Source organism: Chryseobacterium sp. CH25 (assembly GCF_004119455.1).
In the GTDB taxonomy this organism is placed as follows: domain Bacteria; phylum Bacteroidota; class Bacteroidia; order Flavobacteriales; family Weeksellaceae; genus Chryseobacterium.
The window spans coordinates 1-22148 of record NZ_NRQT01000015.1 but is presented as its reverse complement, the minus strand read 5'-3'; the positions used below and the strand labels follow the sequence as shown (position 1 = coordinate 22148).

The 22148-nt window shown below is 35.5% G+C and carries 24 protein-coding genes and 1 tRNA gene; 23 read left to right on the top strand and 2 right to left on the bottom strand.

Annotated features, from left to right (window positions below; translation table 11 throughout):
- Nucleotides 1-91: 91 nt before the first annotated feature.
- Nucleotides 92-1114 (top strand): sensor histidine kinase, encoded by a 1023-nt coding sequence (locus BOQ64_RS22240; protein ID WP_129059368.1) that lies wholly within the window; start codon nt 92-94, stop codon nt 1112-1114.
- A complete protein-coding gene (locus tag BOQ64_RS22235) occupies nt 1111-1815 on the top strand; it encodes a LytR/AlgR family response regulator transcription factor (protein WP_129059367.1) in 705 nt (234 codons plus the stop codon). The genes BOQ64_RS22240 and BOQ64_RS22235 overlap by 4 nt, the downstream gene beginning before the upstream one ends.
- A gap of 297 nt (nt 1816-2112) precedes the next feature.
- Here the strand turns inward: BOQ64_RS22235 and BOQ64_RS22230 are convergent, their stop codons facing one another.
- Together BOQ64_RS22230 and BOQ64_RS22225 are read right to left on the bottom strand one after the other, a co-directional pair.
- Nucleotides 2113-3045, bottom strand: coding sequence for an alpha/beta fold hydrolase (locus BOQ64_RS22230; protein ID WP_129059366.1), 933 nt, complete (start codon nt 3043-3045; stop codon nt 2113-2115).
- A 7-nt stretch (nt 3046-3052) separates the two neighbouring features.
- Complete coding sequence (locus tag BOQ64_RS22225; RefSeq protein WP_129059365.1) at nt 3053-3637, bottom strand: hypothetical protein; 585 nt, start codon at nt 3635-3637, stop codon at nt 3053-3055.
- 222 nt (nt 3638-3859) lie between these two features.
- Between BOQ64_RS22225 and BOQ64_RS22220 the strand changes: the two genes are divergently transcribed.
- The 21 genes from BOQ64_RS22220 to BOQ64_RS22120 all read left to right on the top strand — a co-directional run bounded on the left by BOQ64_RS22220 (nt 3860) and on the right by BOQ64_RS22120 (nt 22096).
- Nucleotides 3860-5146: an adenylosuccinate synthase gene (locus tag BOQ64_RS22220; protein WP_123908657.1), complete on the top strand. Its 1287-nt coding sequence runs from the start codon at nt 3860-3862 to the stop codon at nt 5144-5146.
- A 622-nt stretch (nt 5147-5768) separates the two neighbouring features.
- A complete protein-coding gene (locus BOQ64_RS22215) occupies nt 5769-6608 on the top strand; it encodes an energy transducer TonB (protein ID WP_129059364.1) in 840 nt (279 codons plus the stop codon).
- A 163-nt stretch (nt 6609-6771) separates the two neighbouring features.
- Nucleotides 6772-7545, top strand: a complete 774-nt coding sequence (locus tag BOQ64_RS22210; RefSeq protein ID WP_045494103.1) for a ParA family protein — start codon at nt 6772-6774, stop codon at nt 7543-7545.
- Nucleotides 7546-7614: 69 nt separating this feature from the next.
- A complete protein-coding gene (locus BOQ64_RS22205) occupies nt 7615-8505 on the top strand; it encodes a ParB/RepB/Spo0J family partition protein (RefSeq protein ID WP_129059363.1) in 891 nt (296 codons plus the stop codon).
- The gene (locus BOQ64_RS22200) at nt 8506-9144 is read left to right on the top strand and encodes a DUF5683 domain-containing protein (RefSeq protein WP_129059362.1); all 639 of its coding nucleotides are present in this window, start codon (nt 8506-8508) and stop codon (nt 9142-9144) included.
- Nucleotides 9145-9201: 57 nt separating this feature from the next.
- Entirely contained in the window at nt 9202-9903 is a 702-nt protein-coding gene (dapB, locus tag BOQ64_RS22195; RefSeq protein WP_129059361.1) for a 4-hydroxy-tetrahydrodipicolinate reductase, read from the top strand.
- 131 nt (nt 9904-10034) lie between these two features.
- On the top strand, nt 10035-11690 hold the full coding sequence (lepB, locus tag BOQ64_RS22190; RefSeq protein WP_129059360.1) for a signal peptidase I: 1656 nt from the start codon (nt 10035-10037) through the stop codon (nt 11688-11690).
- The gene (locus BOQ64_RS22185) at nt 11690-12169 is read left to right on the top strand and encodes a S26 family signal peptidase (RefSeq protein ID WP_129059865.1); all 480 of its coding nucleotides are present in this window, start codon (nt 11690-11692) and stop codon (nt 12167-12169) included. Before lepB (BOQ64_RS22190) ends, BOQ64_RS22185 begins: the two co-directional genes overlap by 1 nt.
- Complete coding sequence (gene lepB, locus BOQ64_RS24990) at nt 12166-12363, top strand: signal peptidase I (protein WP_129059871.1); 198 nt, start codon at nt 12166-12168, stop codon at nt 12361-12363. The genes BOQ64_RS22185 and lepB (BOQ64_RS24990) overlap by 4 nt, the downstream gene beginning before the upstream one ends.
- Before the next feature lie 11 nt (nt 12364-12374).
- A complete protein-coding gene (locus BOQ64_RS22175; protein ID WP_129059358.1) occupies nt 12375-12986 on the top strand; it encodes a WbqC family protein in 612 nt (203 codons plus the stop codon).
- 76 nt (nt 12987-13062) lie between these two features.
- Nucleotides 13063-14748: a S8 family serine peptidase gene (locus BOQ64_RS22170; protein ID WP_129059357.1), complete on the top strand. Its 1686-nt coding sequence runs from the start codon at nt 13063-13065 to the stop codon at nt 14746-14748.
- A gap of 227 nt (nt 14749-14975) precedes the next feature.
- A complete protein-coding gene (locus BOQ64_RS22165; RefSeq protein ID WP_045494128.1) occupies nt 14976-15467 on the top strand; it encodes a lipocalin family protein in 492 nt (163 codons plus the stop codon).
- A gap of 26 nt (nt 15468-15493) precedes the next feature.
- Nucleotides 15494-16183, top strand: a complete 690-nt coding sequence (locus tag BOQ64_RS22160; protein ID WP_129059356.1) for an OmpA family protein — start codon at nt 15494-15496, stop codon at nt 16181-16183.
- Between the two features lie 108 nt (nt 16184-16291).
- Nucleotides 16292-17179 carry a decaprenyl-phosphate phosphoribosyltransferase gene (locus BOQ64_RS22155; protein ID WP_129059355.1) on the top strand — a complete coding sequence of 296 codons (888 nt, stop codon included), beginning with the start codon at nt 16292-16294 and terminating at the stop codon, nt 17177-17179.
- Nucleotides 17176-18498, top strand: coding sequence for an FAD-dependent oxidoreductase (locus BOQ64_RS22150; protein ID WP_129059863.1), 1323 nt, complete (start codon nt 17176-17178; stop codon nt 18496-18498). The genes BOQ64_RS22155 and BOQ64_RS22150 overlap by 4 nt, the downstream gene beginning before the upstream one ends.
- Nucleotides 18498-19223: an SDR family NAD(P)-dependent oxidoreductase gene (locus BOQ64_RS22145; protein WP_065393563.1), complete on the top strand. Its 726-nt coding sequence runs from the start codon at nt 18498-18500 to the stop codon at nt 19221-19223. The genes BOQ64_RS22150 and BOQ64_RS22145 overlap by 1 nt, the downstream gene beginning before the upstream one ends.
- 3 nt (nt 19224-19226) lie before the next feature.
- Entirely contained in the window at nt 19227-19814 is a 588-nt protein-coding gene (locus BOQ64_RS22140; protein ID WP_129059354.1) for an HAD family hydrolase, read from the top strand.
- 24 nt (nt 19815-19838) lie between these two features.
- Nucleotides 19839-20312 carry a hypothetical protein gene (locus BOQ64_RS22135; protein ID WP_129059353.1) on the top strand — a complete coding sequence of 158 codons (474 nt, stop codon included), beginning with the start codon at nt 19839-19841 and terminating at the stop codon, nt 20310-20312.
- A 2-nt stretch (nt 20313-20314) separates the two neighbouring features.
- Nucleotides 20315-21490 carry a cysteine desulfurase family protein gene (locus BOQ64_RS22130; protein ID WP_129059352.1) on the top strand — a complete coding sequence of 392 codons (1176 nt, stop codon included), beginning with the start codon at nt 20315-20317 and terminating at the stop codon, nt 21488-21490.
- A gap of 84 nt (nt 21491-21574) precedes the next feature.
- Entirely contained in the window at nt 21575-21892 is a 318-nt protein-coding gene (gene trxA / locus BOQ64_RS22125; RefSeq protein WP_027374941.1) for a thioredoxin, read from the top strand.
- 130 nt (nt 21893-22022) lie between these two features.
- Nucleotides 22023-22096: transfer RNA gene (locus tag BOQ64_RS22120), tRNA-Asp, on the top strand.
- The last annotated feature ends 52 nt before the right edge of the window (nt 22097-22148 follow it).

Genomic DNA, 22148 nt, shown 5'->3' with positions numbered 1-22148 from the left:
CAATTTTATCGACGTTCCCTGGATTTTTGTCGACAAACCCGTTATGGAGCTTTTCTATAAAAACCTATTTTTACAAAAAATAATAACCGATATGGGAAAACTATATCTGAATAAAAAGACAGAAGCTGGCCTACACATCTTATTTTGGCTGTTGACGCTATACTTTATGCTGGTAGGCAAGCCGCTCTCTTTCGAGATGCCGGAGCTGGACCTGTTTTTTAAAACCTATGCTATAGTCTTTGTACTGACCTTCTACTTTAATTATATGATAGTAATGCCGAGGATTTTCAAAGACTTTGAATGGATAAAACTATTGGCCGGAATTATCATTACTTATCTGTTCTTTACATTAACTCGTTTTGTTATTGAACAGGTTTTAACAGACTGGTGGCTGGGGCAGGTAAATTATACAAATCCGGTGTTGGGAAGCTATCTTATGGATAATCTTGCCTATAGCAGTAAACCCATTATTTTCAGCTCTTTTTTGTGGTTAATTGTCCATGTGATTAGACTACTGGAATATAATAAGGTAATTCTGGAAGAACAGAAAAATACAGAGATCAAGTTTCTTAAGGCACAGATCAATCCGCATTTTATTTTCAATACCCTGAACAATATCTATTCAATGGTTCATTTTCAATCTCCGGAATCCCTTTCTGCTATTGAAAAATTAAGTAATATTATGCGTTTTACCACTTATGAGGCCCAAAAAGAACATATCGCTCTATCTGAAGAACTGGATTATATAAAGGCTTATATAGAATTAGAAGAATTAAGACATTATGAAAATAATATTGTAAAATGGCAGTCCGGAATTAAAGATGAAAAACAAAGAATAGCACCCTATATTCTGTCGCCATTAATAGAAAATGCTTTGAAACATGGAGCTTATTCAGAAAAAGATCCCATTGAAATCAATATAAATTCCGATGATAAAAGCTTGAATTTTGAAGTCATTAATTCTATAGGAAATAAAAAAACAGATAAACTGGGCGGTATTGGCCTTGATAATCTTAAAAACAGGTTAGATATGTTGTATCACGGCAAATATAAACTGGAAACCATCCGCCTTGACAATAAATTTAAAGCATTCATACAAATTCAACTTTTATGAAACAGAAGATCAATTGTATTATCCTTGATGACGAACCCTTTGCAGTAAGACTTTTAAACGATTATGCCTTAAAAACTGATCTGTTGAATATTATCTATGCGGGAAGTGATGTGTATGAAGTGATGAAATTACTGGGCTCAGAAAATGTAGATCTTATTTTCATTGATATTCAGATGCCGGAACTTACAGGAATTGAAATGATGAAAATGTTCAATAAGAATCATAATTTCATTGTCACCACAGCCTATGCTGAATATGCCTTGGAAGCTTTCGATTTTCATGTGGTGGATTTTTTATTGAAACCCATTACCTTTAATCGCTTTTATCAGGCGGTGCAAAAATTTATACAGTGGCAGCAGGCTTTCATTCCCGAACCACAGTTAGATCATCTTTTTGTAAGATCAGACAGAAAATATTACAAAATAGCCTTTGATGAGATTATTTATATTGAAGGATTAAAAGACTATATCAGAATTCACACCATCAATGATAAAGTAATGGTGCTGGAAAATATGAAAGATATTTTAGAAAAGCTCCCGGAAAACAGATTTATGCGCATTCATCGGTCTTATATTATTGCAACCAATAAAATCAAAGTCATTGAAGGAAACAGAATCCAAATGAGAAACATGGATTTCGTCACCGTAGGAGAAACCTACCGGAAACCTTTCTCAGAATGGATTGAAAGTAGTGGTAGGTAAGAAGGTTTAATACTTGTTCACTACTTTGGTCAATAGGTTGTATTTCTTAATCGACCTAGGAATTAGGAGCGTTAAGAAAATTTCAATATAATCCGTTAAAAAATTCCCACTGTCTGAGCATGGCTGGCCCATTGAATCGAAGCTGTATCAGGTGATCCATGCGAGTTTGGGAATTTTAGGAGTATATTTAAATTTTTAGCGGATAATTCCAGTCTTGAACTTTTGTATACTTTTGTTTGACTACGTCGAATCTTCTATTTCAAGACAAAAGTATAACAAGAAAAAATCCTTAAGAACCTATTTACAATGTCTTAAAATCCAATCATAAATCTCACTAAGAACCTGTTCTCTTATCTCCTCATTTAAAATCTCATGGCGCATCTCCGGATAAATTTTTGTTTCCACATCCTGAAATCCATCACTTTTTAAATTATTGACGGTAAGTGTAACTCCTTTACCAAAATCACCAATCGGATCATTCTGTCCGCTTACAAATAGAAAAGGGAATGATGGTGAAATAGAAGCTGCCCAATTCCTTGAAGTTGTTCTTTTATAAACCGTAAACAGGGTGTAAAAAGCATTATGAGTAAAAGGAATTCCACACAAGTCATCCTGTTCAAAAGCTCTTCTATTCCTAGGATTAATGCTGAGCCAGCTTGTATCTCCAAAATCTTTATCACTTTTAAATTTCTTATTGTTAACCTTAGTAAAAACAGAATTTAAAAAAGTACGATGATGAGGTGCCATCCTATTAGCTAATGATAAATATGCTCTTAATACATCAATTCCCGGCAAAGGACCGCCAGTTCCGGTAATAATAGCTCCAGTAAATTTTTCACTAACTTTCTGAAGAAGACAACGGGTAATAAATGAACCCATCGAATGTCCCAGAATAAAATGGGGAACATCGGAGTATCGCTCTGCAAGATGATCTGCCATCATTTCTGCATCAGCAATCAGTCTTTCATCAGGCTTATCTAGTTGAAAGAACCCAATCTCACTTTTATCTTTTACAGATTTTCCATGACCCAAATGGTCATAGGTTATAACAGCAATGCTATGATTGGCAAAATACTCTGCTATTTCTGTATATCTTCCGCTGTGTTCCTGCATGCCGTGAACGATGAGGAGGGTGGCTTTTGCGGTTTCTGGAGTAAATAGATTGTAGAAGATTTGCGACTCTTTGTTTATTTTCGAAGATAGATATGCTGAGGTTCGGAATGAAGGCATAAGGATGTTATTTTATCTTAATTTCTGGGATTTTATAGTTTCCTACAGTTTCAATTAATTGAGAAGAATTAGTTTTCAGATTTTTGAAAAATTGATCCATATTTTCTTGATATCCTCTTTGACTTATTGCAAAAAGTAAAAGCCCTTTATTTGCATCTTTGGTAATGAGTTTGTAACGGTATACATTTCTTTCCGCAATTAAGACCTCTTTTCCATCTTTCGAATTCTCACTAATCAAGAAGTCCAATATGTATTCTCCATCCTTTTCAAGAATTTGGTAATTGACAATTGGATTGATTTTTTTCATTTCATCAAGTTCAGCTATTTTACGATCAATAACTTCCTTAAGGTTGAAATCTCCTTTCACAAAATCAATCAAGACCATACTGTTGTACTTGTTGATATTTTCTTTAGGTTCTATATACTCTTGTTTGAAGTACATATCATTTGGATGTGAGCTCCAGGCTAAATGATAAACCTTTTGTCCTAAACTGATAGGACCGGGTATTCCTAAATATTCTTCCACTTTATTTTGTGCTTTTAAAGAAAATATAGGAACGATCAAAAGTAAGAATAAGGTTCTAAATTTCATACAGGTAAACTTTTGTATAGTAAATATAAATCATTTAGAATAAACATAAGAATGAAACTATTACTTATATCAGGTAGTGCTGTCGTAATCATTAAATATTAATACTTATGTAAGACTTTCAACTCCATGATTTTCACCCAATCCAAAAATAAGTTCCCCTATAATTTGGCTGTCATTTTTTTTAAAAGTAATTTTGCACGAATCTTAAAACAAAAGTAAAATATGTCAACTTATGTAGTTGTAGGTCTTCAGTATGGAGATGAAGGTAAAGGTAAAATCACGGATGTTTTATCTGCAAAATCAGACTATGTAGTGCGTTTCCAAGGAGGAGACAACGCTGGTCACACAGTTTATGTTGGTGAAGAAAAATTCGTTCTGCACCTTCTTCCTTCAGGAGTTCTTCAATGCAAAGGGAAATGTATCATTGCGAACGGAGTAGTGGTAAACCCTAAGTCTTTTATTAGAGAAGTTGGTCAGATCGAGAGCAAAAACTTGAGAACAGACCACATTTTTATCAGCAGAAGAGCGCATGTGATCATGCCTTACCACATCCTTTTGGATACTTACCGTGAAGAGGAACACGGAGGAACTCAGATCGGAACAACCAAAAAAGGAATCGGACCTTGTTATGAAGATAAAATCGCAAGAGTTGGAATCAGAATGGTTGACCTATTAAACCCTGAGATTTTAAGAGATAAAATTGAGAAAAACTTAAAAGTTAAAAACTCTCTCTTTGAAAAATATTACGGAAAACCAGCGTTGGACGTTGAAGAAATCTATAACGAGTATTTAGAGATCGGAAAACAGCTTCAGGACAGAATCGTTGATACTGAATTAGAGCTAAACGAAGCCATCAGAGACGGTAAAAACGTTTTATTTGAAGGAGCACAGGCATTAATGCTTGATATCGACTTTGGTACTTATCCATATGTAACTTCATCTTCTCCATCTACAGGAGGTGTTTGTTCAGGAGCAGGAGTTCCGCCAACATCACTTCAAAACCTTATTGGTGTAGCAAAAGCATACTGTACAAGAGTAGGTAACGGGCCTTTCCCATCTGAATTAGACAACGAACTTGGTGAGAAAATCAGACAGATCGGTGGTGAATTCGGAGCGACTACAGGAAGACCAAGAAGAACAGGTTGGTTAGACCTTGTTTCTTTAAAGCATGCTTGTATGATTAACGGAATCAATAACCTTGTCATTACTAAACTAGACGTTCTTACAGGAATTGAAAACCTTAAAATCGTTACTCACTATAAAACTGAAGATGGAAAAATCATCGATTACTTTACTTCGTCTACAGAGAAATTATACAACTATGAGCCAATCTACCAGGATTTACCAGGTTGGGAGGAAGATATCACAAAAGCTAGAAGCTATGATGAACTTCCGGATAATGCTCAGAAATACATCGAGTTTATCGAGAAATACTTAGGAATCAACGTATACTTAGTTTCTGTAGGTCCTGAAAGAAGTCAGAACATCATCAGAAAAGAATTATTCTAATATTCTTAGACTATATAATTAAAAGAGAGACTATCATTCGATGGTCTCTTTTTTTGTTTGATATCCCTGTCAAGGTTTTAAACCTTGACAGGGATTTATTGAAAACTCTTATATTTAAATCTTATATATAATCAAATGGAAAACAATAAGGTGCCTCAATCTGCCATGACGAATATTGTAATTAGTTTATACTTTACTGTTGCATATGCTGTTTTAATAGGTGTTTATTTAGGGTTTCCAATAAATCTTCACAGTAATTTTCTCCTGATGTTATTTATAGGTTGTAGCTTGTTATTTAGTGTTGCAGCTATATACTTTGCGGCCAAAAGTTTTAAAAAAACAAAGATCAGTTCGGTTATTCTTATCGTAGTCAATGCATTGGGATTATTAATACCCTTAATTATGCTGCTGATGATTTTTATGTAATTCAATACTTCTATGGATTTTGGGTGTATATTTTTACGATTTGAAATGTTAAATTTTAAACATTTTCATAAAATTTTATAATATTATGTTGTTTTGGTAAAATTCTGGCAAATCTTTTGATATTGAAACATTGCTTATCGATAAGAACTAATAAAACTAATAATCACATTTTTTAACAGTTTAAATAGTAATAGTGATGAAACACCAGAATCAAAACCAGGAATTTCGTTTCAACGAAGTTCTTTTTGAGCACCGCAATAAAGAATACGGTGCCTATGTATTAAGAAACGAATCAGATAGAATACTAACCAAAGCACTTTTTATAGGAGCAAGCTTAATGGCTGCCGTATCCATTACACCATTTGTGATATCAGCTTTTAAAAGCCCGGATGTAGCACCGCCACCTTATGTACTTCCTCCTCCAATTCAAATTCAGGATGTTGATACTCCAAAAGATCCACCTGCACAAATTGTAAAGCCAGCTACTCAGGCTCCTGCTGTAAAAACTTATGATGACAGGCTGCCAGAGCCTAAAGGATTTGTGACCAATGAAAAAGAAGTAGTAGATAAAATAAATGCAGTAGCAAGTACACAAACATCTGAGGGGAAAGAAACAGAAGGAACTACTTATATTCCTATTGTCCCTCGTGTTATCGGAGGTGAAGGAGTGCCTTCTGTAAAACCTGAGCCTGTGGTTGAAAAAACAGATCCTAAAAAGATTGAAACAGAACTAAGTGTAGAAGCCAATTTTAAAGGCGGAATAGATTCTTTCAGAAATAAAGTAATGAACAACTTCGACGGTTCAGGAGTTGAATCAGAAGATATCGTAAAAACTACGGTTACATTCATTGTAGAAATGGATGGAACAATTTCAGGGGTAAAAGCTAACGGAACCAATGCCGATTTTAACAATGAGGCAATCAGAACAGTGAAGGCAATTTCAAACAAAGGAACCTGGATTCCTGCCAAAAACAAAAAAGGTGAATTTGTGAGAAGTTACTTCAAGTTTCCAATCTCCATGAAGTTTGATAATTAATATCAAAAATCAATTTTTAATAGTTATCCACAAAGAATTTTTTTTGTGGATAATTTTTTTTATCGTTAAATTGCTTATTAACAATATTTTAACTCAATTTTGATTTTCCCCATCTATCGGGAGCAAAGAAAAAAGTGTATTTTTGAAACTTAAAGTTCTAATAATGGCAAAAATCATAGGTATTGCTAATCAAAAAGGTGGAGTAGGAAAAACTACTACAGCCGTAAATTTAGCAGCAGCATTAGGAGTATTGGAAAAGAAAATATTGATTATTGACGCTGACCCTCAGGCAAATGCTACATCTGGTTTGGGAGTAGAAGATGTTCAGTATTCCACCTATAATCTACTGGAGCATAGTGCAGATACAAGAGCATGTATCAAAAGAACGGCAACGCCGAATCTGGATATTATTCCATCACATATTGACCTGGTAGCAGCAGAGATCGAATTGGTAGACAAAGAAGATCGTGAATATATGCTGAAGAAAGCTCTGGCTAGTGTTAGAGATGATTATGACTATATCATTATCGACTGTGCGCCGAGTTTAGGTCTGATTACAGTGAATGCTCTTACAGCAGCTGATTCTGTGATTATCCCGATCCAGTGCGAGTACTTTGCATTAGAAGGACTTGGAAAACTTTTGAACACAGTTAAAAATGTTCAGAAAATCCACAACAAAGATCTTGGAATAGAAGGTCTTCTTCTTACTATGTACGACAGTAGATTAAGATTGTCTAATCAGGTAGTGGAAGAAGTAAATCTTCACTTCCCGGAAATGGTTTTTGAAACCATTATCAGCAGAAACGTAAGATTGAGCGAAGCACCAAGCTTCGGAGAAAGTATCCTGAACTATGATGCAGAAAGTAAAGGAGCAGTTCAATACATTCAGTTAGCAGAAGAAGTTCTCTTAAAGAACGAAAACTTAGTAAAGAATTAAATTAATAATAAATGGCCACGGAGTGAATGCTAGGCATCACTTAACAAACATCATTTATCAATTATATCTATGAAGGACAAAAAAAGAGCTATGGGACGCGGCTTGGGCGCCATTTTAAGTGCAGAATCCAAAGCATCTGTAAATTCCGCTACTGATGAGGGAGCAGATAAGTTTGTGGGGAATATTGTAGAAGTTGCGCTTGAAGATATATATCCCAATCCAACGCAGCCGAGAACTTATTTTGATGAAAAAGCATTAGAAGAATTAGCGCAGTCTATTAAAAACTTAGGGATCATTCAGCCGATTACCCTAAGAAAAGACGGTGAAAAATTCGAGATCATATCCGGGGAAAGACGTTACAGAGCAAGTAAAATTGCTGGATTAACAACTGTTCCGGCTTATATTCGTTTGGTAAATGACCAGGAGCTTCTTGAAATGGCTCTTGTAGAAAATATCCAGAGAGAAGATCTTGATGCCATCGAAATTGCCCTTACTTATCACAGGCTTTTGGAAGAAATTGGTCTTACTCAGGAAAACCTTAGCCAGAGAATAGGGAAGGATAGAAGTACCATTACCAATTCAATCAGGTTGTTAAGATTGAATCCGGATATTCAGAATGCGATTAGAAGCGGTGAAATTTCTGCAGGACATGGTAGAGCGATCATCAGTCTTGAAAGTGAAGAAGATCAACAGGTTTTATTTGGTCTTATCATTAAAGAAAAATTGAATGTACGCCAGGCTGAACAAGCTGCGGCTGCATTGAAAAATCCAAAATCTCCGGCTGCTAAAAAAGCAAATGCCGAGCTGTCCAATAACTATAAAAGAGCCCAGAAAACGATTGCTGACATCCTGGATGTAAAAGTTGAAATCAAGGCTTCTGGAAATGGTAAAAAAGGTAAAATTGTTCTGGACTTCAAAAACGAAGAAGAGCTGGAATATATTTTATCCCATATTAAATAAATGAAGAAAATATTTTTCACATTTTTCTTGTGTATCGCTGCATGCGTTTATTCACAAGTTGCACCTATTGATACTGTTCGGGTACAGACACCGCCGAAAGAGGAATTACGTTTGATAAAACCATCCAAAACGGAAGCTAAGATTATTGAAGATCTTGAAAAAGCCAATGGCCCCACAAAAGTTACCATAAAACTGAACCCAACCAGAGCAGGGTTGTATTCTGCTGTTTTACCAGGTTTAGGACAGTTTTACAATAAAAAATACTGGAAAATTCCAATTGTTTGGGGAGCTGTAGGAGCAGGAGTAGGTATTGCGGTATGGAACGATAATCAATATAAAAAATACCGCGAATATTATATTGCTAAGCTAAACGGTACTCCCAATGAATTTGTGGATGCCCGTCCCTGGTTAGACAAAAAAGCACTAGGAAATGCGCAGGACAGAGCAAAAAGGCAGAGAGATTATGCAATTGCCATTACCGGACTGATCTATATATTAAATATCGTAGATGCCGTGGTGGATGCACATCTTTATGAAAGCCGTCATGACCCTGATTTGACATTTAAGCCATCTTTGATCCAGGATCAGTATGGATTTGATACACCAAAAACAGGATTTGCTTTAAGTTATAGATTTTAATACACAATACACATAAAGCCGAAAGGTGGTGTAACAATAAATATAAAATAAGATTACATGAAAATAGCATTAGTTGGTTACGGTAAAATGGGTAAGATCATTGATGAGATCGCACAGAAAAGAGGTCACGAAGTTGTTGCCCGCCTGAAGGAAACCCCAACTGCTGAAAATCTTAATAATCCGGATGTTGTTATTGAATTTTCCCTGCCGGAAGTTGCTTATGACAATATCAAAGCTTGCCTGGAAAATAAAATCCCCGTAATCTGCGGAACAACAGGATGGCTGGAGAAAAGAGCTGAAATAGAAAAGTTAGCTGTAGACAATGATACAGCATTTTTATATGGTTCAAACTTTAGTTTAGGGGTTAATTTATTCTTTGCCCTGAACGAAAAATTGGCTGATCTGATGAAGAATGTTGATGAATATTCTTGCCAGCTGGAAGAAATTCACCATATCCATAAAAAGGATGCCCCAAGCGGAACTGCCATCTCTATTGCAGAAGGAATCATCAATAACAACCCGAAATTTGATGCTTGGAAACTGGAAGAAACAGAAGGTAAGCAACTGGGAATTTTCGCAGTTCGTGAAGATGAAGTTCCGGGAACTCATAGCGTTTTCTACAGAAGTGAAGTGGATGAAATTGAGATCAAGCATACTGCATATAACAGAAATGGCTTTGCATTAGGAGCAGTAGTAGCTGCCGAATGGATCAAAGATAAAAAAGGAAACTTCGGAATGAAGGACGTTTTAGGGCTTTAATTGTAACAAATTCTGTAAATTGCAGACCAATATGAAAATGATGAATAGTGAATTGTCAATAGCGGAAAAGCTGTTATCATTTATTACTCATCATTTGTCATTTATATCATAAGAACAGGCACAAAAAAATTATGAATTATTTTTTAACGTATACAGTGTACGTCCTCATTTTATCAGTATTAATGGGGATTTCAACATGGAAATTGTTTAAGAAAATGGGGTATAGCCCTTTACTGGCATTTATTCCTTTCTATAACTATTTCATTATCCTGAAAGAAACAAAACATCCGAAATGGTGGGCAATCCTTTCCTATCTTCCAATTGTAGGGCCAATCATGATGTCTGTTTTCCATCTTTATTTAGTGAAGAAATTCGGTAAAACACTTTTCAAGGATCAAATCCTTACAGTGATTCTTCCGTTTATCTATATGGCAACCATCAATTATTCCAAAGATGTAGAGCTGGAAGATGAAAATGCAAATGAGCTGTTTCTTACTGATGAAGAAAAAGAAGCCAAAAAGAAAGATACATTTTTGGGATCTATTACTTTCGCAGTAGTATTTGCAACCATTATTCACGTTTTTGTAACTCAGCCGTTTGGGATTCCTACCGGATCAATGGAGAGAACCTTGTTAGTAGGAGATTTCCTTTTCGTGAACAAATGGAGCTATGGATACAGACTTCCAATGCGTCCTTTGGCAATACCTTTCCTTCAGGGAACCATCATGGATACCGGTGAGAAAGGAAATCCTAAAGATGACCCTAAATCTTATGTAGATGGAATAAAACTGCCTTACACAAGACTTCTACAGTTCAATAAACCACAGAAAAATGATGTAGTTGTTTTCAACTATCCTCAGGATTCAGTTCATACTGCAATCGATAGAAAAGATCCATACGTAAAAAGATGTGTGGCTGCAGCAGGTGATACTTTTGAAATGAGAATGGGAAGACTTTTTGTAAACGGAAAACCGGAAACAGTTTTAGGAGATCAGGAAGTACAGCATTCATATGTAGTAACTACTTCAAGTCAACTTGATATTCCAGGTCTATATAAAATTTATGGTTTCTTACCTGTAAAAGAAGAACAGGAAGGTAATGGTTTTACATATACTTTTCAGGGGCTGACAGATAAACTGGCTAAAGAAATTAAAGCTTTACCGAATGTGCTTAACATGCAGGAAAGTATCTTGCCAAAAGGTATGGCTGCAGTTCAATATAAGATAAATGCTGATAGAACAGCATTTACTAAGAGCATTGACACAACACAGTCTATATTCCCTGTTAATAAACCTTGGAACCCGGATTGGTATGGCCCGGTGAGAATTCCTAAAAAAGGAGATGTGGTAGCTATCAATAACGAAACCCTTCCAATGTTCCAGTGGATTATTTCAGAATATGAGCATAACAGCTTAGAAAAGAAAAACGGAAAAATCTTTATCAACGGAAAAGAAGCAAATCAATACACCATCCAACAGGATTACTATATGATGGTAGGGGATAACAGAGATGCTTCATTAGATGCAAGATTCTTTGGTTTCGTTCCGGAAGAAAATATTGTTGGGAAGCCAATGTTTACATGGATGAGCCTTCAGGGAGCTTTTGCAGATAGTAGTTCCAGTTATCAGGCCCCATTCAAAATTCGTTTTGATAGAATGTTTAAAGCAACAAACACGGGAGAAGCCAATAAAACTTCATACTGGTGGATTGCAGCTATGATTTTAATATTATTCTTTGGATGGGAATATTTCGTGAAATTATTCAGAAAGAATAAGACTGAAGAATAATGTTTAAAAACAAAATATTTAATAGAGTCCTTTTAACAGGTAGCTTTATTGTAACTCTTTTTATTATTGCAAAACTCTCAGGGGTTTTGCAATGTGCTTTTGTACCATCGGCAGGGAATGAACCCACCATTAAAAAGAGATCATTTGTTTTTATGAGTAATGTTCTTCCTTATGAAAAATTTAAGATGATTGCTTATCATCAAAAAAATCCTGCTTATCCAGGTGGAGTATATGTACAGAGATTGGTAGGAGTAGGGAAAGATAAGGTTTTAATTAAGAATGGAGACTTATACGTTAATGGTATTTTGATTGATCAATTTAATGTTAACCATTCTTATAAGATTGATAGAGAATATGTCAATGATCTTATTTTTAAGGGTGCTGAAGTAGACGATATTATTCAGATGGACAATGATTATTTCATTACCCAATTAAATAAGAAAGAATTAAACAATAATTTTTTTATGAAAGGTTTATAAATCCTAATACAGATCAGGATATACATAAAGCTTATCATAAAGACTGGAATGCGGACAATTTCGGCCCGATAACTGTTCCTGAAGGAAAATTATTTTTTCTTGGGGATAACCGTAATGCAAGCTTAGATTCAAGGTATCTTGGTTTTGTTAATGAAAATGAAATTGTAGCAAGGGTATTTTATCCTAGAAATTAGAATATATTATTATGCAAAATATTTTATTACCGGTATTTTATATGCCACCGGTTTCATGGTTTTCAGTGTTTTTAGATGCTGAAAATGAAGTAGTATTGGAACAGTTTGAAAACTTTCCAAAGCAGACCTATAGAAACAGAGCTAATATCTATGGGGCTAACGGGAAACTATCTTTGATTATTCCTATCAATCATAATGGGAAAAGAGAATTTAAAGATATCGAGATTTCTTACAGGGAAGATTGGAGAACCCTTCATTGGAAATCAATTCAGACAGCCTATCAGAGTTCGCCTTACTTTGAATATTATGAAGATAAATTCAGAAAGATTTTTGACATGAAAGAAAAATTTCTTTTGGATTTTAACCTTAAAGGGTTGGAAATCATCCAACAGATATTGAAAACAGAAAAGGCACACTCTTTGAATGAAGAATATATCAAAAACCCAGAAGGAATCAGTTTCAGAGAAAAATTCTCAGCAAAACATCCTTCAGAATTTGAAATGGAAAGTTATTATCAGACATTCTCAGACAAATTAGGATTTTTAGAAGACTTATCGGTTCTGGATCTTATCTGTAATAAAGGCCCGGAATCGCTTGTTTACATAAAGAATATAAAACATTAATATAGGTTCGTCACTATCAATATAAATTGTAAAACAGTTGGCGGTTGCCTATGACTTTAAAAACAAATATCAGTATATGAAAAAGGTATTATTAGCAGCAGTTTTTTTAACAGGTTTTGGATTTTCCTTTGCACAGGAATCAAAAACTAAAAGTGTTGACCCCAATGAAGATAAAAATCTTATGATGTGGTATCACAAAGATTTTGCCACTTCAAAGGTATATGGTGTTAATACAGAGAATGCATATAAATATCTGGAATCAAAAGGATTAAAGCCTAAGGCTGTAGTCGTTGGAGTATTGGATAGTGGCGTACAGGTAGATCACCCGGGATTGGTGAAAAACATGTGGAGTAATCCTAATGAAATACCGGGAAATGGTAAAGATGATGATGGAAACGGATATATTGATGATATTCACGGTTGGAACTTCATAGGTGGAAAAAACGGTGATATTGATATCGATAATATGGAAGTAACAAGAGTTGTTGTTAAATATAAACCTCTTTTTGAAGGCGATGATTCCACAAAGAACAAAGCCAATCAGGCTAAAATGCCGGAAGACTTTGCCATGTATATGAAAGCTAAAGAACTTTTCACAAAGAAAAGTATTGAAGCTCAGCAAAACTTCAGAACATATTCTATGATCAATGAGCTGATTCCTAATATGGTAAAACTGTTAGGAGGAAAACCTGTTACAGCTGAAAATATTGCAGCCATTCAGAAGCCTGCAGATCAAAAGGATGCTGTTGCTCTGGAAATTTTAGGGCAGGTTTCTCAAAGTCCTGACTTTAAAGGGAAATCCTCAGCAGAATTTGAAGAAAGGATGAAAAAAGATATGAAAGAAGCAATTGATCATTTTGCTCCTGCTGCAAAACAATACGATCTTTCATATGATCCGAGAAAAGAAATTGTAGGAGATAACTACGATGATTATTCCGAAAAAAACTATGGTAACAATCACTACGAAGGACCTGATGCTGAACACGGAACTCACGTTGCCGGAATTATTGCAGGACTTTCTCAAGGAAAAGAAATTCAGCATGGTATTGCCTCAAGAGTCGCTAAAATTATGACGGTAAGAGCAGTACCTAATGGAGATGAGAGAGATAAAGATGTTGCCAATGCGATCAGATATGCGGTAGATAATGGGGCTAAAATTCTTAATATGAGTTTCGGTAAACCAGTTTCTCCAGGCAAAAATGTAGTTTGGGATGCTTTCAAATATGCTGAAGATAAAGGAGTGCTTTTAGTAAAAGCAGCAGGTAACGAAAATGAAGACGTAGCAGAACATTTAGCATATCCTACTAACTATAAAAATGTTAACGATGACAAACCATTTGTTAATAACGTGATTGTAGTAGGAGCAAGCACTAATGATAACAATGCCCTTAGAGCAAGTTTCTCTAACTTCAATAAGAAAATGGTGGATGTTTTTGCTCCCGGAGAAAGAATCTACTCTACAGTTAAAGGAAGCAAATATGAATATTTAGACGGAACATCCATGGCCTCTCCTGTAGTTGCTGGAGCAGCTGCTGTTTTGTTGGCCTATATGCCGAACCTTAAACCAGTCCAGATTATTGAGTCATTGAAAAAATCAAGTAACCTGAGCACTGCTAATGGTTTTTCTGATTTCTCTGCTGCAGGTGGAGTTATAGACGTTAAAAAAGCTGCTGAATATGCTTATAATAACTTTTATGGAGGAAGTAAAACCTCTGGAGTAAAACCTGTTGTTAAAAAAGCAGCTAAAGCAGTTAAAAAATAATGATTCATAAATGATGAGTATCTCTGTTATATTAATAAAAAACTTCGAGATATAAAGGGTAAACCCTGATAAGGAGACATTTTTATGATCTTCAGAAAAACAGATAAAATATTCATTTTTAAATATCTAATAAAAAAGTCCGAAATTTTTCGGATTTTTTTATTTTTTAATTTCAATTTTGGCACGGTTTTTTGTAACTTTATTGTAACAAAATAATAAACAACAAAATGAAAAAGTTACTACTTGCAGGGATGTTAGGAACATCACTTTTTGCAGTGTCTTGTTCCTCTGTGAATAACGCAGCTACATCTCAGAATCAGAGAGCAGATTTTCTTAAATTAAAAGGAGATTGGCAGATTGTGAGCATAGACTACGATAAAGGGTATAAAATTAAGCCTTTTGACGAAGGGGCAGATGCGCAGTGTTTCGTTGGAAGCCACTGGAGATTAATTCCTAATAACTGGACTGGTGCTTACACTCTGAATGGAGGAGGAAGCTGCCCGGCAATTACACAGCCTATCAAGTTTGAAATCAAGAATGGTGATACATTTATGTTTAAAAAAGTTCTTGCAGGTACAAAAGCAAAACAGAATGTAGCAGGTTATACTTTGTCAGTAATCAACCAAAGTACAGATCAGTTTTCTCTTCAGCAAGACGTTCCGTTTGAAGGAGGAAGTGTAAAAGTAGTTTACAACTTCGAAAGAACCGGAATGAAATAATTTAAATAACATAAAAGATTAAAAAAATGAAATTTACTAAAACATACGTAGGAGCTCTTTTCTTGTCATCAGCATTATTATTGACAAGTTGTGAAGCAGTTCAGAATTCAAATCACCAACAAAGAGGTACAGCTGTAGGAGCAGCTTCAGGAGCTGTATTAGGAGGTATCCTTGGAAACAATGTAGGAAAAGGAGGAAACGGTGCTATTGGTGCTGTATTAGGAGGTATTATCGGTGGTGTTGCAGGTAACGTTATCGGTAACAAAATGGATAAGCAGGCAAGAGATATTAAAGAAACTTTACCAGGAGCTCAGGTAGAAAGAGTAGGAGATGGTATTAAAGTTACGATGAACGAAAGTATCGTAAACTTTGCATTCGACTCTTCAAACCTTACTTCTGTTGCACAAAATAACTTAGATAAATTAGCTAAAGTATTAGTTGATAATCCAGATACTAATATCAATATCTATGGTCACACAGACAGCGTAGGTAAAGATGCATACAACATGGCGCTTTCTCAGAGAAGAGCTGATGCTGTAAAAGCTTATTTAGTAGGAAAAGGATTGGCAGGAAGCAGAATGTTCACTAAAGGTGAAGGTAAAAATATGCCGGTTGCAAGCAACGATACAGACGAAGGAAGAGCTAAAAACAGAAGAGTTGAATTCGCTATTACTGCAAATGAGAAAATGATTAACGATGCCAAGCAAGGACAGTAATTAATTTAACATATAAATATTTTCGTAAAAGACCGCCCCGGCGGTTTTTTTTGTATTTTTATGCCTGTCAATTTTGAATTTATTATTTTTGTAATTGAAATAACATAAATGAAAAAATATTTAAAACTGCTCCGTGTGGAGCAATGGGTGAAAAACCTTTTTGTATTTGTCCCTCTGTTCTTTTCCGGTAATATTACCAACCTTGATTTACTTACCAAAAGTATCTTTGCTTTTATCATCTTTTCATTTGCAGCAAGTGTAGTTTATATTCTGAATGATTATAACGATATTGAGGCAGACAGAAAGCATCCTGAAAAAAGAAGGCGTCCGCTGGCAAGTGGTGCAATTTCAAAATCTACGGCAATAGGAATTCTTATCGGGCTTTTAATTGCAGATTTTGCTTTCGTTGGCTTTGCCCAGTTGTATTTTCATCAGCCGTTATGGAAGTTTGGAGCTATTATCGCTTTTTATGTACTGATGAATCTGGCTTATACATTCAGATTGAAGCATGTTCCAATCATTGATATCTTTATCATTGCCATAGGATTTGTACTTCGTGTTTTGGCAGGAGGTTACATTACAGGTATCAGCATTTCCCAATGGGCAATCTTACTTACTTTTGTTCTGGCATTGGTATTGGCCATAGGAAAGAGAAGAGGGGAGCTTATCAATGCTCAGGTTTCGGGAAAAACAAGAAAAGCTTTAGATGGTTATAATGTACAGTTTGCAGATATTGCACTGTCTATTTCCATTACTCTGGCCATTGTCTGCTATCTGATGTTTACCCTTTCACCTGAAGTTCAGGCAAGATTCCACCAAAGAGTTTTTTACACCGTTGTTTTTGTAGTATTTGCTCTTTTAAGATATTTGCAGCAGACACTGGTGTACAACAGAACAGAATCTCCCACAAAAATTGTGTACAGAGACCGTTATATACAGGTTACTTTATTACTTTGGGTGGCCACATTTTTAATTCAAATTTACTTTAAGAAATGAAGCCGAATTTCACACAGAAAGTTACAAACTGGGGAAATTTCCCGGTAGTGGAAAAAGAAATGAGATCTGAAGACAGCTTCAAAAACATAAAAGAATTCGTACTCAATCACAATGAAGTTATTGCAAGAGGAAACGGAAGATGTTATGGAGATGCTTCGTTGGGAGAAAGTATATTTTCCACTAAAAAATTAAATAAATTTATCAGCTTTGACCGTCTGAACGGAATCATAGAATGTGAATCCGGGGTATTACTTTCGGATGTTCTTGAAATATCTGTTCCACAGGGATACTTCCTTTACGTAACTCCGGGAACAAAATTTGTTTCTGTTGGAGGAGCTATTGCTTCCGATGTACACGGAAAAAATCACCATGCAGAAGGTTGCTTTTCAGAATATGTGATTGAGTTTAAGCTGATGGTTGAGAGTGGGGAAATTATTACCTGTTCAAGAGAAGAAAATTCAGAGAAATTCTGGGCTACTATTGGTGGAATGGGATTGACTGGAATTATTCTGACCGCAAAATTTAAGCTTAAAAATATAGAATCTGCTTATATCCGTCAGGAAAGCATTAAAGCAGACAACCTTGATGAGATCTTTAAGCTGTTTGATGAAAGCGAAAGCTGGACCTATACAGTAGCCTGGATTGATTGTCTTCAGAAAGGAAAAAATATCGGAAGAAGTATTCTGATGAGAGGAGAACATGCTTTTCAACATGAATTGCCTCAGAATATGGCAAAAACTCCTTTAAGATTAAAGAAAAAACTGCAGCCTACTGTTCCTTTTTACTTTCCTGGATTTGTACTGAATGCCCTTACGGTAAAGATTTTCAATTGGCTGTATTATAAAAAACAATCCAAAAAAGAAGTGAAGAACTTTATTGATTATGAAACATTTTTCTATCCGTTAGATGCCATTAATGAATGGAATAAAATCTATGGGAAATCCGGTTTTATACAATATCAGATGGTGATTCCGAAAGAGGCCGGAAAAGAAGGAATGAAAAGAATCCTTGAAACAATTGCCAACAGCGGAAACGGGTCATTCTTAGCCGTGTTGAAACTTTTTGGGAAGAATAACCCGGAGGCCTATAACTCTTTTCCTGTAGAAGGGTATACACTAGCGTTGGATTTTAAAGTCAATTCAAAATTGAAAAAGCTGGTAGAACAGTTAGACAGCATTGTTCAGGAGTTTGGTGGAAGAATTTATCTTACCAAAGACAGCATGAGCAGATCCTCATTAACCAATTACCTGAAAAATATTCGTAGTCCTAAATTTGTGTCTTTACAGCACAAAAGAATTTTAAATAATAACAACTCATAATGATAGTTCTGGGAAGTACATCTGAAGTGGCACAGGCTTTTGTGGAAAAAGCACTTCAGGAAGGAGAAAAGTTTGAAAAAATCTATCTTTTTACCTCAAATAAAGAAACTACAGAAAGGTTTGCAAGACATATTGATGTGAAATTTCTGCAGCAGTCCGAAGTGATAGAACTGGACCTGATGAAAGAAATTGATTACAACAAATTTGATTATATCAATTCAAATGTATTATTTTGTGCCGTAGGATATTTAGGTGAAGGAACAGAAGAAGGGCTGTACGATAATAAGAATACAGAGCGTATTATTAATATCAATTACTCCAAACTGGTTCCGGTAATGAACTATTTTGCCCATAAATTTGAAAGCAGAAGGTCCGGAACGATCATCGGACTTTCATCAGTGGCAGGAGATAGGGGAAGACAGAGTAATTTTATTTATGGAAGTGCAAAAGCCGCTTTTACAGCATATCTGAGTGGACTCCGAAACTACCTTTTCAGTAAAAAAGTACATGTACTGACGGTAAAACCTGGGTTTATGGCGACTAAAATGACAGAAGGCCTGCCTTTAAACCCTAAATTGACAGCAACTCCCAAGCAGGCAGCAGCTTGTATTTATAAGGCGTTCAAAAAACAAAAGAATGTGGCTTATGTTTTGCCAATTTGGAGTATTATTATGATGATTATCAGGAATATTCCTGAGTTTATATTTAAAAAGTTAAAGCTTTAAAAAATGAAAAAGTTGTATTGTTTTGATTTTGACGGAACCCTGACGTATAAAGATACCATGTTTATGTATCTTAAATTCTACGATTCTACAAAATATAGAATACAATTTTTAAGACATGTGCCGCTTTTCATCCTGCTGAAGCTTAAGCTGGCAGAAACAGAAAAGGTGAAGAAAAGCTTTATCGGATCTATTCTAAAAGGACAGACTCAGGAAAAAATAGAATTGAAATCCAAACAGTTCTTTGAATTACATTATCCTAAAATTGTAAGGGAAAATGCGCTGGATTTTATTCAAAATATCGATAGGAATAATACACAGAGTTTATTGGTAACTGCTTCATTGGATATATGGGTGAAACCTTTTGCCGAGGTATTGAAAATGCAGCTTGTTTCTACGCGGGCAGAGTTCAAGAATGGTGTTTTCACAGGAAACTTTATCGGAAAAAATTGCAACGGAAAAGAAAAACTGGTTAGAATAAAGGAAGAAATCAACGATTCCAGGTATGATAAAATTATTGCATTTGGTGATACTTCCGGAGATAAGCCAATGTTGAAATGGGCAAATGAGGGACATTACCAATTTTTTCACTAATTTTGGGTGATAAAAGTGTAAAAAATGAAAAGTCTGTTAATTGCATTTACAGCCGTCCTGATGAGCTGTGCAACTACAACAACATCTCAACAAAAATTGTCTGATATGCAGCAGAAAGCAGAACTTCTTGTAACCAACTCTCAGGGAGGTGCAGAGCAGCCAGGTTTCAGAATCATTAAAGATGAAAAAGAATACCTTGCTTTAGGAAAAGTTGGTTTTCAACTTGTAGAAGAGGGAAAAGATGCTGCTTCCAATTATCCGAAATTTCCAAAAGACAAGAAGGTTGTTGTATACAATCTGGGAAGCTTCAGATCAGGTAGTCATACAATCAATGAGATTAAAGGGGTATCTGTAAAGAATAATGTCCTGTATGTAGAAGTTCCGGCTGGAGAACCTTCCGGTGGAATGGAAATTCAGGTGATCTCCAATCCTTGGTTTGTTTTTGCTGTTCCTGCCAATTACCAGTTTACTTCCGTAGAATTAAAATATTCAAAATAATAATGGATAAAATATATTTAGATAATGCCGCAACCACTCCGCTTGCAGAAGAAGTTATAGATGCAATGGTTGGTACGATGAAGATGAACTTCGGAAACCCGTCTTCAACTCATAGCTTTGGACAGGAAGCCAAAATCCTTATTGAAAATGTAAGAAGACAGGTTGCAGACTATCTTCATGTAACTCCTGCTGAGATCATTTTCACCTCTTGTGGAACAGAATCCAATAATATGATCATCAAATCCTCGGTAGAACACCTTGGAGTAGAAAGAATCATCAGCTCACCTTTAGAACATAAATGTGTTTCTGAAAGTATTCTGGATATGAAAGCGAGAAAAGGAGTAGAAGTAAATTATATCCGTCCTAACGAAAAAGGAGATATTGACCTTAATAAATTAGAAGAATTATTAAAGGCTTCAGATAAGAAAACTCTGGTAAGCTTAATGCATGCCAACAATGAAATCGGGAATCTGATGGATCTTAAAAAAGTAGCATTACTTTGTAAGGAGCATAACGCTCTTTTCCATTCAGATACTGTACAGACTATGGCTCACATGAACCTTGATTTCTCAGATATTCCTGTAGATTTCGCTTCATGCAGTGCCCATAAATTTCACGGGCCAAAAGGTTCAGGTTTTGCGTACATCAGAAAATCAACAGGTCTAAAAGGAATTATTACCGGCGGACCTCAGGAAAGAAGTTTGAGAGCCGGAACTGAGAATGTTTGTGGTATCGTAGGACTTGGAAAGGCATTAGAAATTTCTCTGGATCATATGAGTGAATATACTCAGCATATGCAGGAAATTAAAGATTATGCTATCGAAAGATTATCTGCTGAAATAGAAGGGATAAAATTCAACGGAAGAAGTGCCGAGAAGGAAAACAGTCTTTATACTGTTTTAAGTGCATTATTACCTTATAAAAACCCATTAATCGGTTTGCAGTTGGATATGAAAGGTATTGCTATTTCCCAGGGAAGTGCATGTTCATCCGGAGCATCTAAGCCATCTATGGTGATGATGATGGTTCTTTCTGAAGATGAAATGGATCACTGTACGCCGTTACGTATCTCTTTCAGCCACTTAACTACAAAAGCTGATATAGACGCATTGGTGGATGCCTTAAAAGAGATTTCAAAAGACTATACTATAGAAAAAACTAATGTTGAGCATAGATAGTCTTATGATGTAAAAATCGTAATTTTGAACACTCAATAGAATTGAAACAGGAAAATAATATTAATTAAAATAAAAGAAACAAAAATGGCTTTAGAAATTACAGACAGCTCATTCCAGGATACGGTTTTAAAATCAGACAAACCAGTTTTAGTTGACTTCTGGGCAGTATGGTGTGGACCTTGCAGAACGCTAGGACCAATCATCGAAGAAGTAGCATCAGATTTTGAAGGAAAAGCAGTAGTAGGCAAAGTGGATGTAGACAACAACCAGGAAATTTCAATGCAGTATGGTATTAGAAATATCCCTACAGTTCTTATTTTTAAGAACGGAGAAGTAGTAGATAAATTAGTAGGTGTAGCTCCAAAAGAGGTAATCGCTGAAAAATTAAGCGCTCACTTATAAAAAAATAAATTTGATAATGAATGCCTTCCGCGATTGGGAGGCATTTTTTTGAAAATAATTTGCAGGTAATAAAAAAAGGTGTAATTTTGCAACCACGAAAAAGAAACGACGTTCTTTCAAACAAAAACATGATCCGGTAGTTCAGCTGGTTAGAATGCCGCCCTGTCACGGCGGAGGTCGCGGGTTCGAGTCCCGTCCGGATCGCAAAAGTTTTTCAATTACTTTTAAAAAAGATTGATCCGGTAGTTCAGCTGGT

Bases quoted from the DNA above. Each gene is read 5' to 3' on its own strand.
- BOQ64_RS22240 (WP_129059368.1), top strand. From the start codon at position 92: ATGGGAAAACTATATCTGAATAAAAAGACAGAAGCTGGCCTACACATC.
- BOQ64_RS22235 (WP_129059367.1), top strand. From the start codon at position 1,111: ATGAAACAGAAGATCAATTGTATTATCCTTGATGACGAACCCTTTGCA.
- BOQ64_RS22230 (WP_129059366.1), bottom strand. From the start codon at position 3,045: ATGCCTTCATTCCGAACCTCAGCATATCTATCTTCGAAAATAAACAAA.
- BOQ64_RS22225 (WP_129059365.1), bottom strand. From the start codon at position 3,637: ATGAAATTTAGAACCTTATTCTTACTTTTGATCGTTCCTATATTTTCT.
- BOQ64_RS22220 (WP_123908657.1), top strand. From the start codon at position 3,860: ATGTCAACTTATGTAGTTGTAGGTCTTCAGTATGGAGATGAAGGTAAA.
- BOQ64_RS22215 (WP_129059364.1), top strand. From the start codon at position 5,769: ATGAAACACCAGAATCAAAACCAGGAATTTCGTTTCAACGAAGTTCTT.
- BOQ64_RS22210 (WP_045494103.1), top strand. From the start codon at position 6,772: ATGGCAAAAATCATAGGTATTGCTAATCAAAAAGGTGGAGTAGGAAAA.
- BOQ64_RS22205 (WP_129059363.1), top strand. From the start codon at position 7,615: ATGAAGGACAAAAAAAGAGCTATGGGACGCGGCTTGGGCGCCATTTTA.
- BOQ64_RS22200 (WP_129059362.1), top strand. From the start codon at position 8,506: ATGAAGAAAATATTTTTCACATTTTTCTTGTGTATCGCTGCATGCGTT.
- dapB (WP_129059361.1), top strand. From the start codon at position 9,202: ATGAAAATAGCATTAGTTGGTTACGGTAAAATGGGTAAGATCATTGAT.
- lepB (WP_129059360.1), top strand. From the start codon at position 10,035: ATGAATTATTTTTTAACGTATACAGTGTACGTCCTCATTTTATCAGTA.
- BOQ64_RS22185 (WP_129059865.1), top strand. From the start codon at position 11,690: ATGTTTAAAAACAAAATATTTAATAGAGTCCTTTTAACAGGTAGCTTT.
- BOQ64_RS22175 (WP_129059358.1), top strand. From the start codon at position 12,375: ATGCAAAATATTTTATTACCGGTATTTTATATGCCACCGGTTTCATGG.
- BOQ64_RS22170 (WP_129059357.1), top strand. From the start codon at position 13,063: ATGAAAAAGGTATTATTAGCAGCAGTTTTTTTAACAGGTTTTGGATTT.
- BOQ64_RS22165 (WP_045494128.1), top strand. From the start codon at position 14,976: ATGAAAAAGTTACTACTTGCAGGGATGTTAGGAACATCACTTTTTGCA.
- BOQ64_RS22160 (WP_129059356.1), top strand. From the start codon at position 15,494: ATGAAATTTACTAAAACATACGTAGGAGCTCTTTTCTTGTCATCAGCA.
- BOQ64_RS22155 (WP_129059355.1), top strand. From the start codon at position 16,292: ATGAAAAAATATTTAAAACTGCTCCGTGTGGAGCAATGGGTGAAAAAC.
- BOQ64_RS22150 (WP_129059863.1), top strand. From the start codon at position 17,176: ATGAAGCCGAATTTCACACAGAAAGTTACAAACTGGGGAAATTTCCCG.
- BOQ64_RS22145 (WP_065393563.1), top strand. From the start codon at position 18,498: ATGATAGTTCTGGGAAGTACATCTGAAGTGGCACAGGCTTTTGTGGAA.
- BOQ64_RS22140 (WP_129059354.1), top strand. From the start codon at position 19,227: ATGAAAAAGTTGTATTGTTTTGATTTTGACGGAACCCTGACGTATAAA.
- BOQ64_RS22135 (WP_129059353.1), top strand. From the start codon at position 19,839: ATGAAAAGTCTGTTAATTGCATTTACAGCCGTCCTGATGAGCTGTGCA.
- BOQ64_RS22130 (WP_129059352.1), top strand. From the start codon at position 20,315: ATGGATAAAATATATTTAGATAATGCCGCAACCACTCCGCTTGCAGAA.
- trxA (WP_027374941.1), top strand. From the start codon at position 21,575: ATGGCTTTAGAAATTACAGACAGCTCATTCCAGGATACGGTTTTAAAA.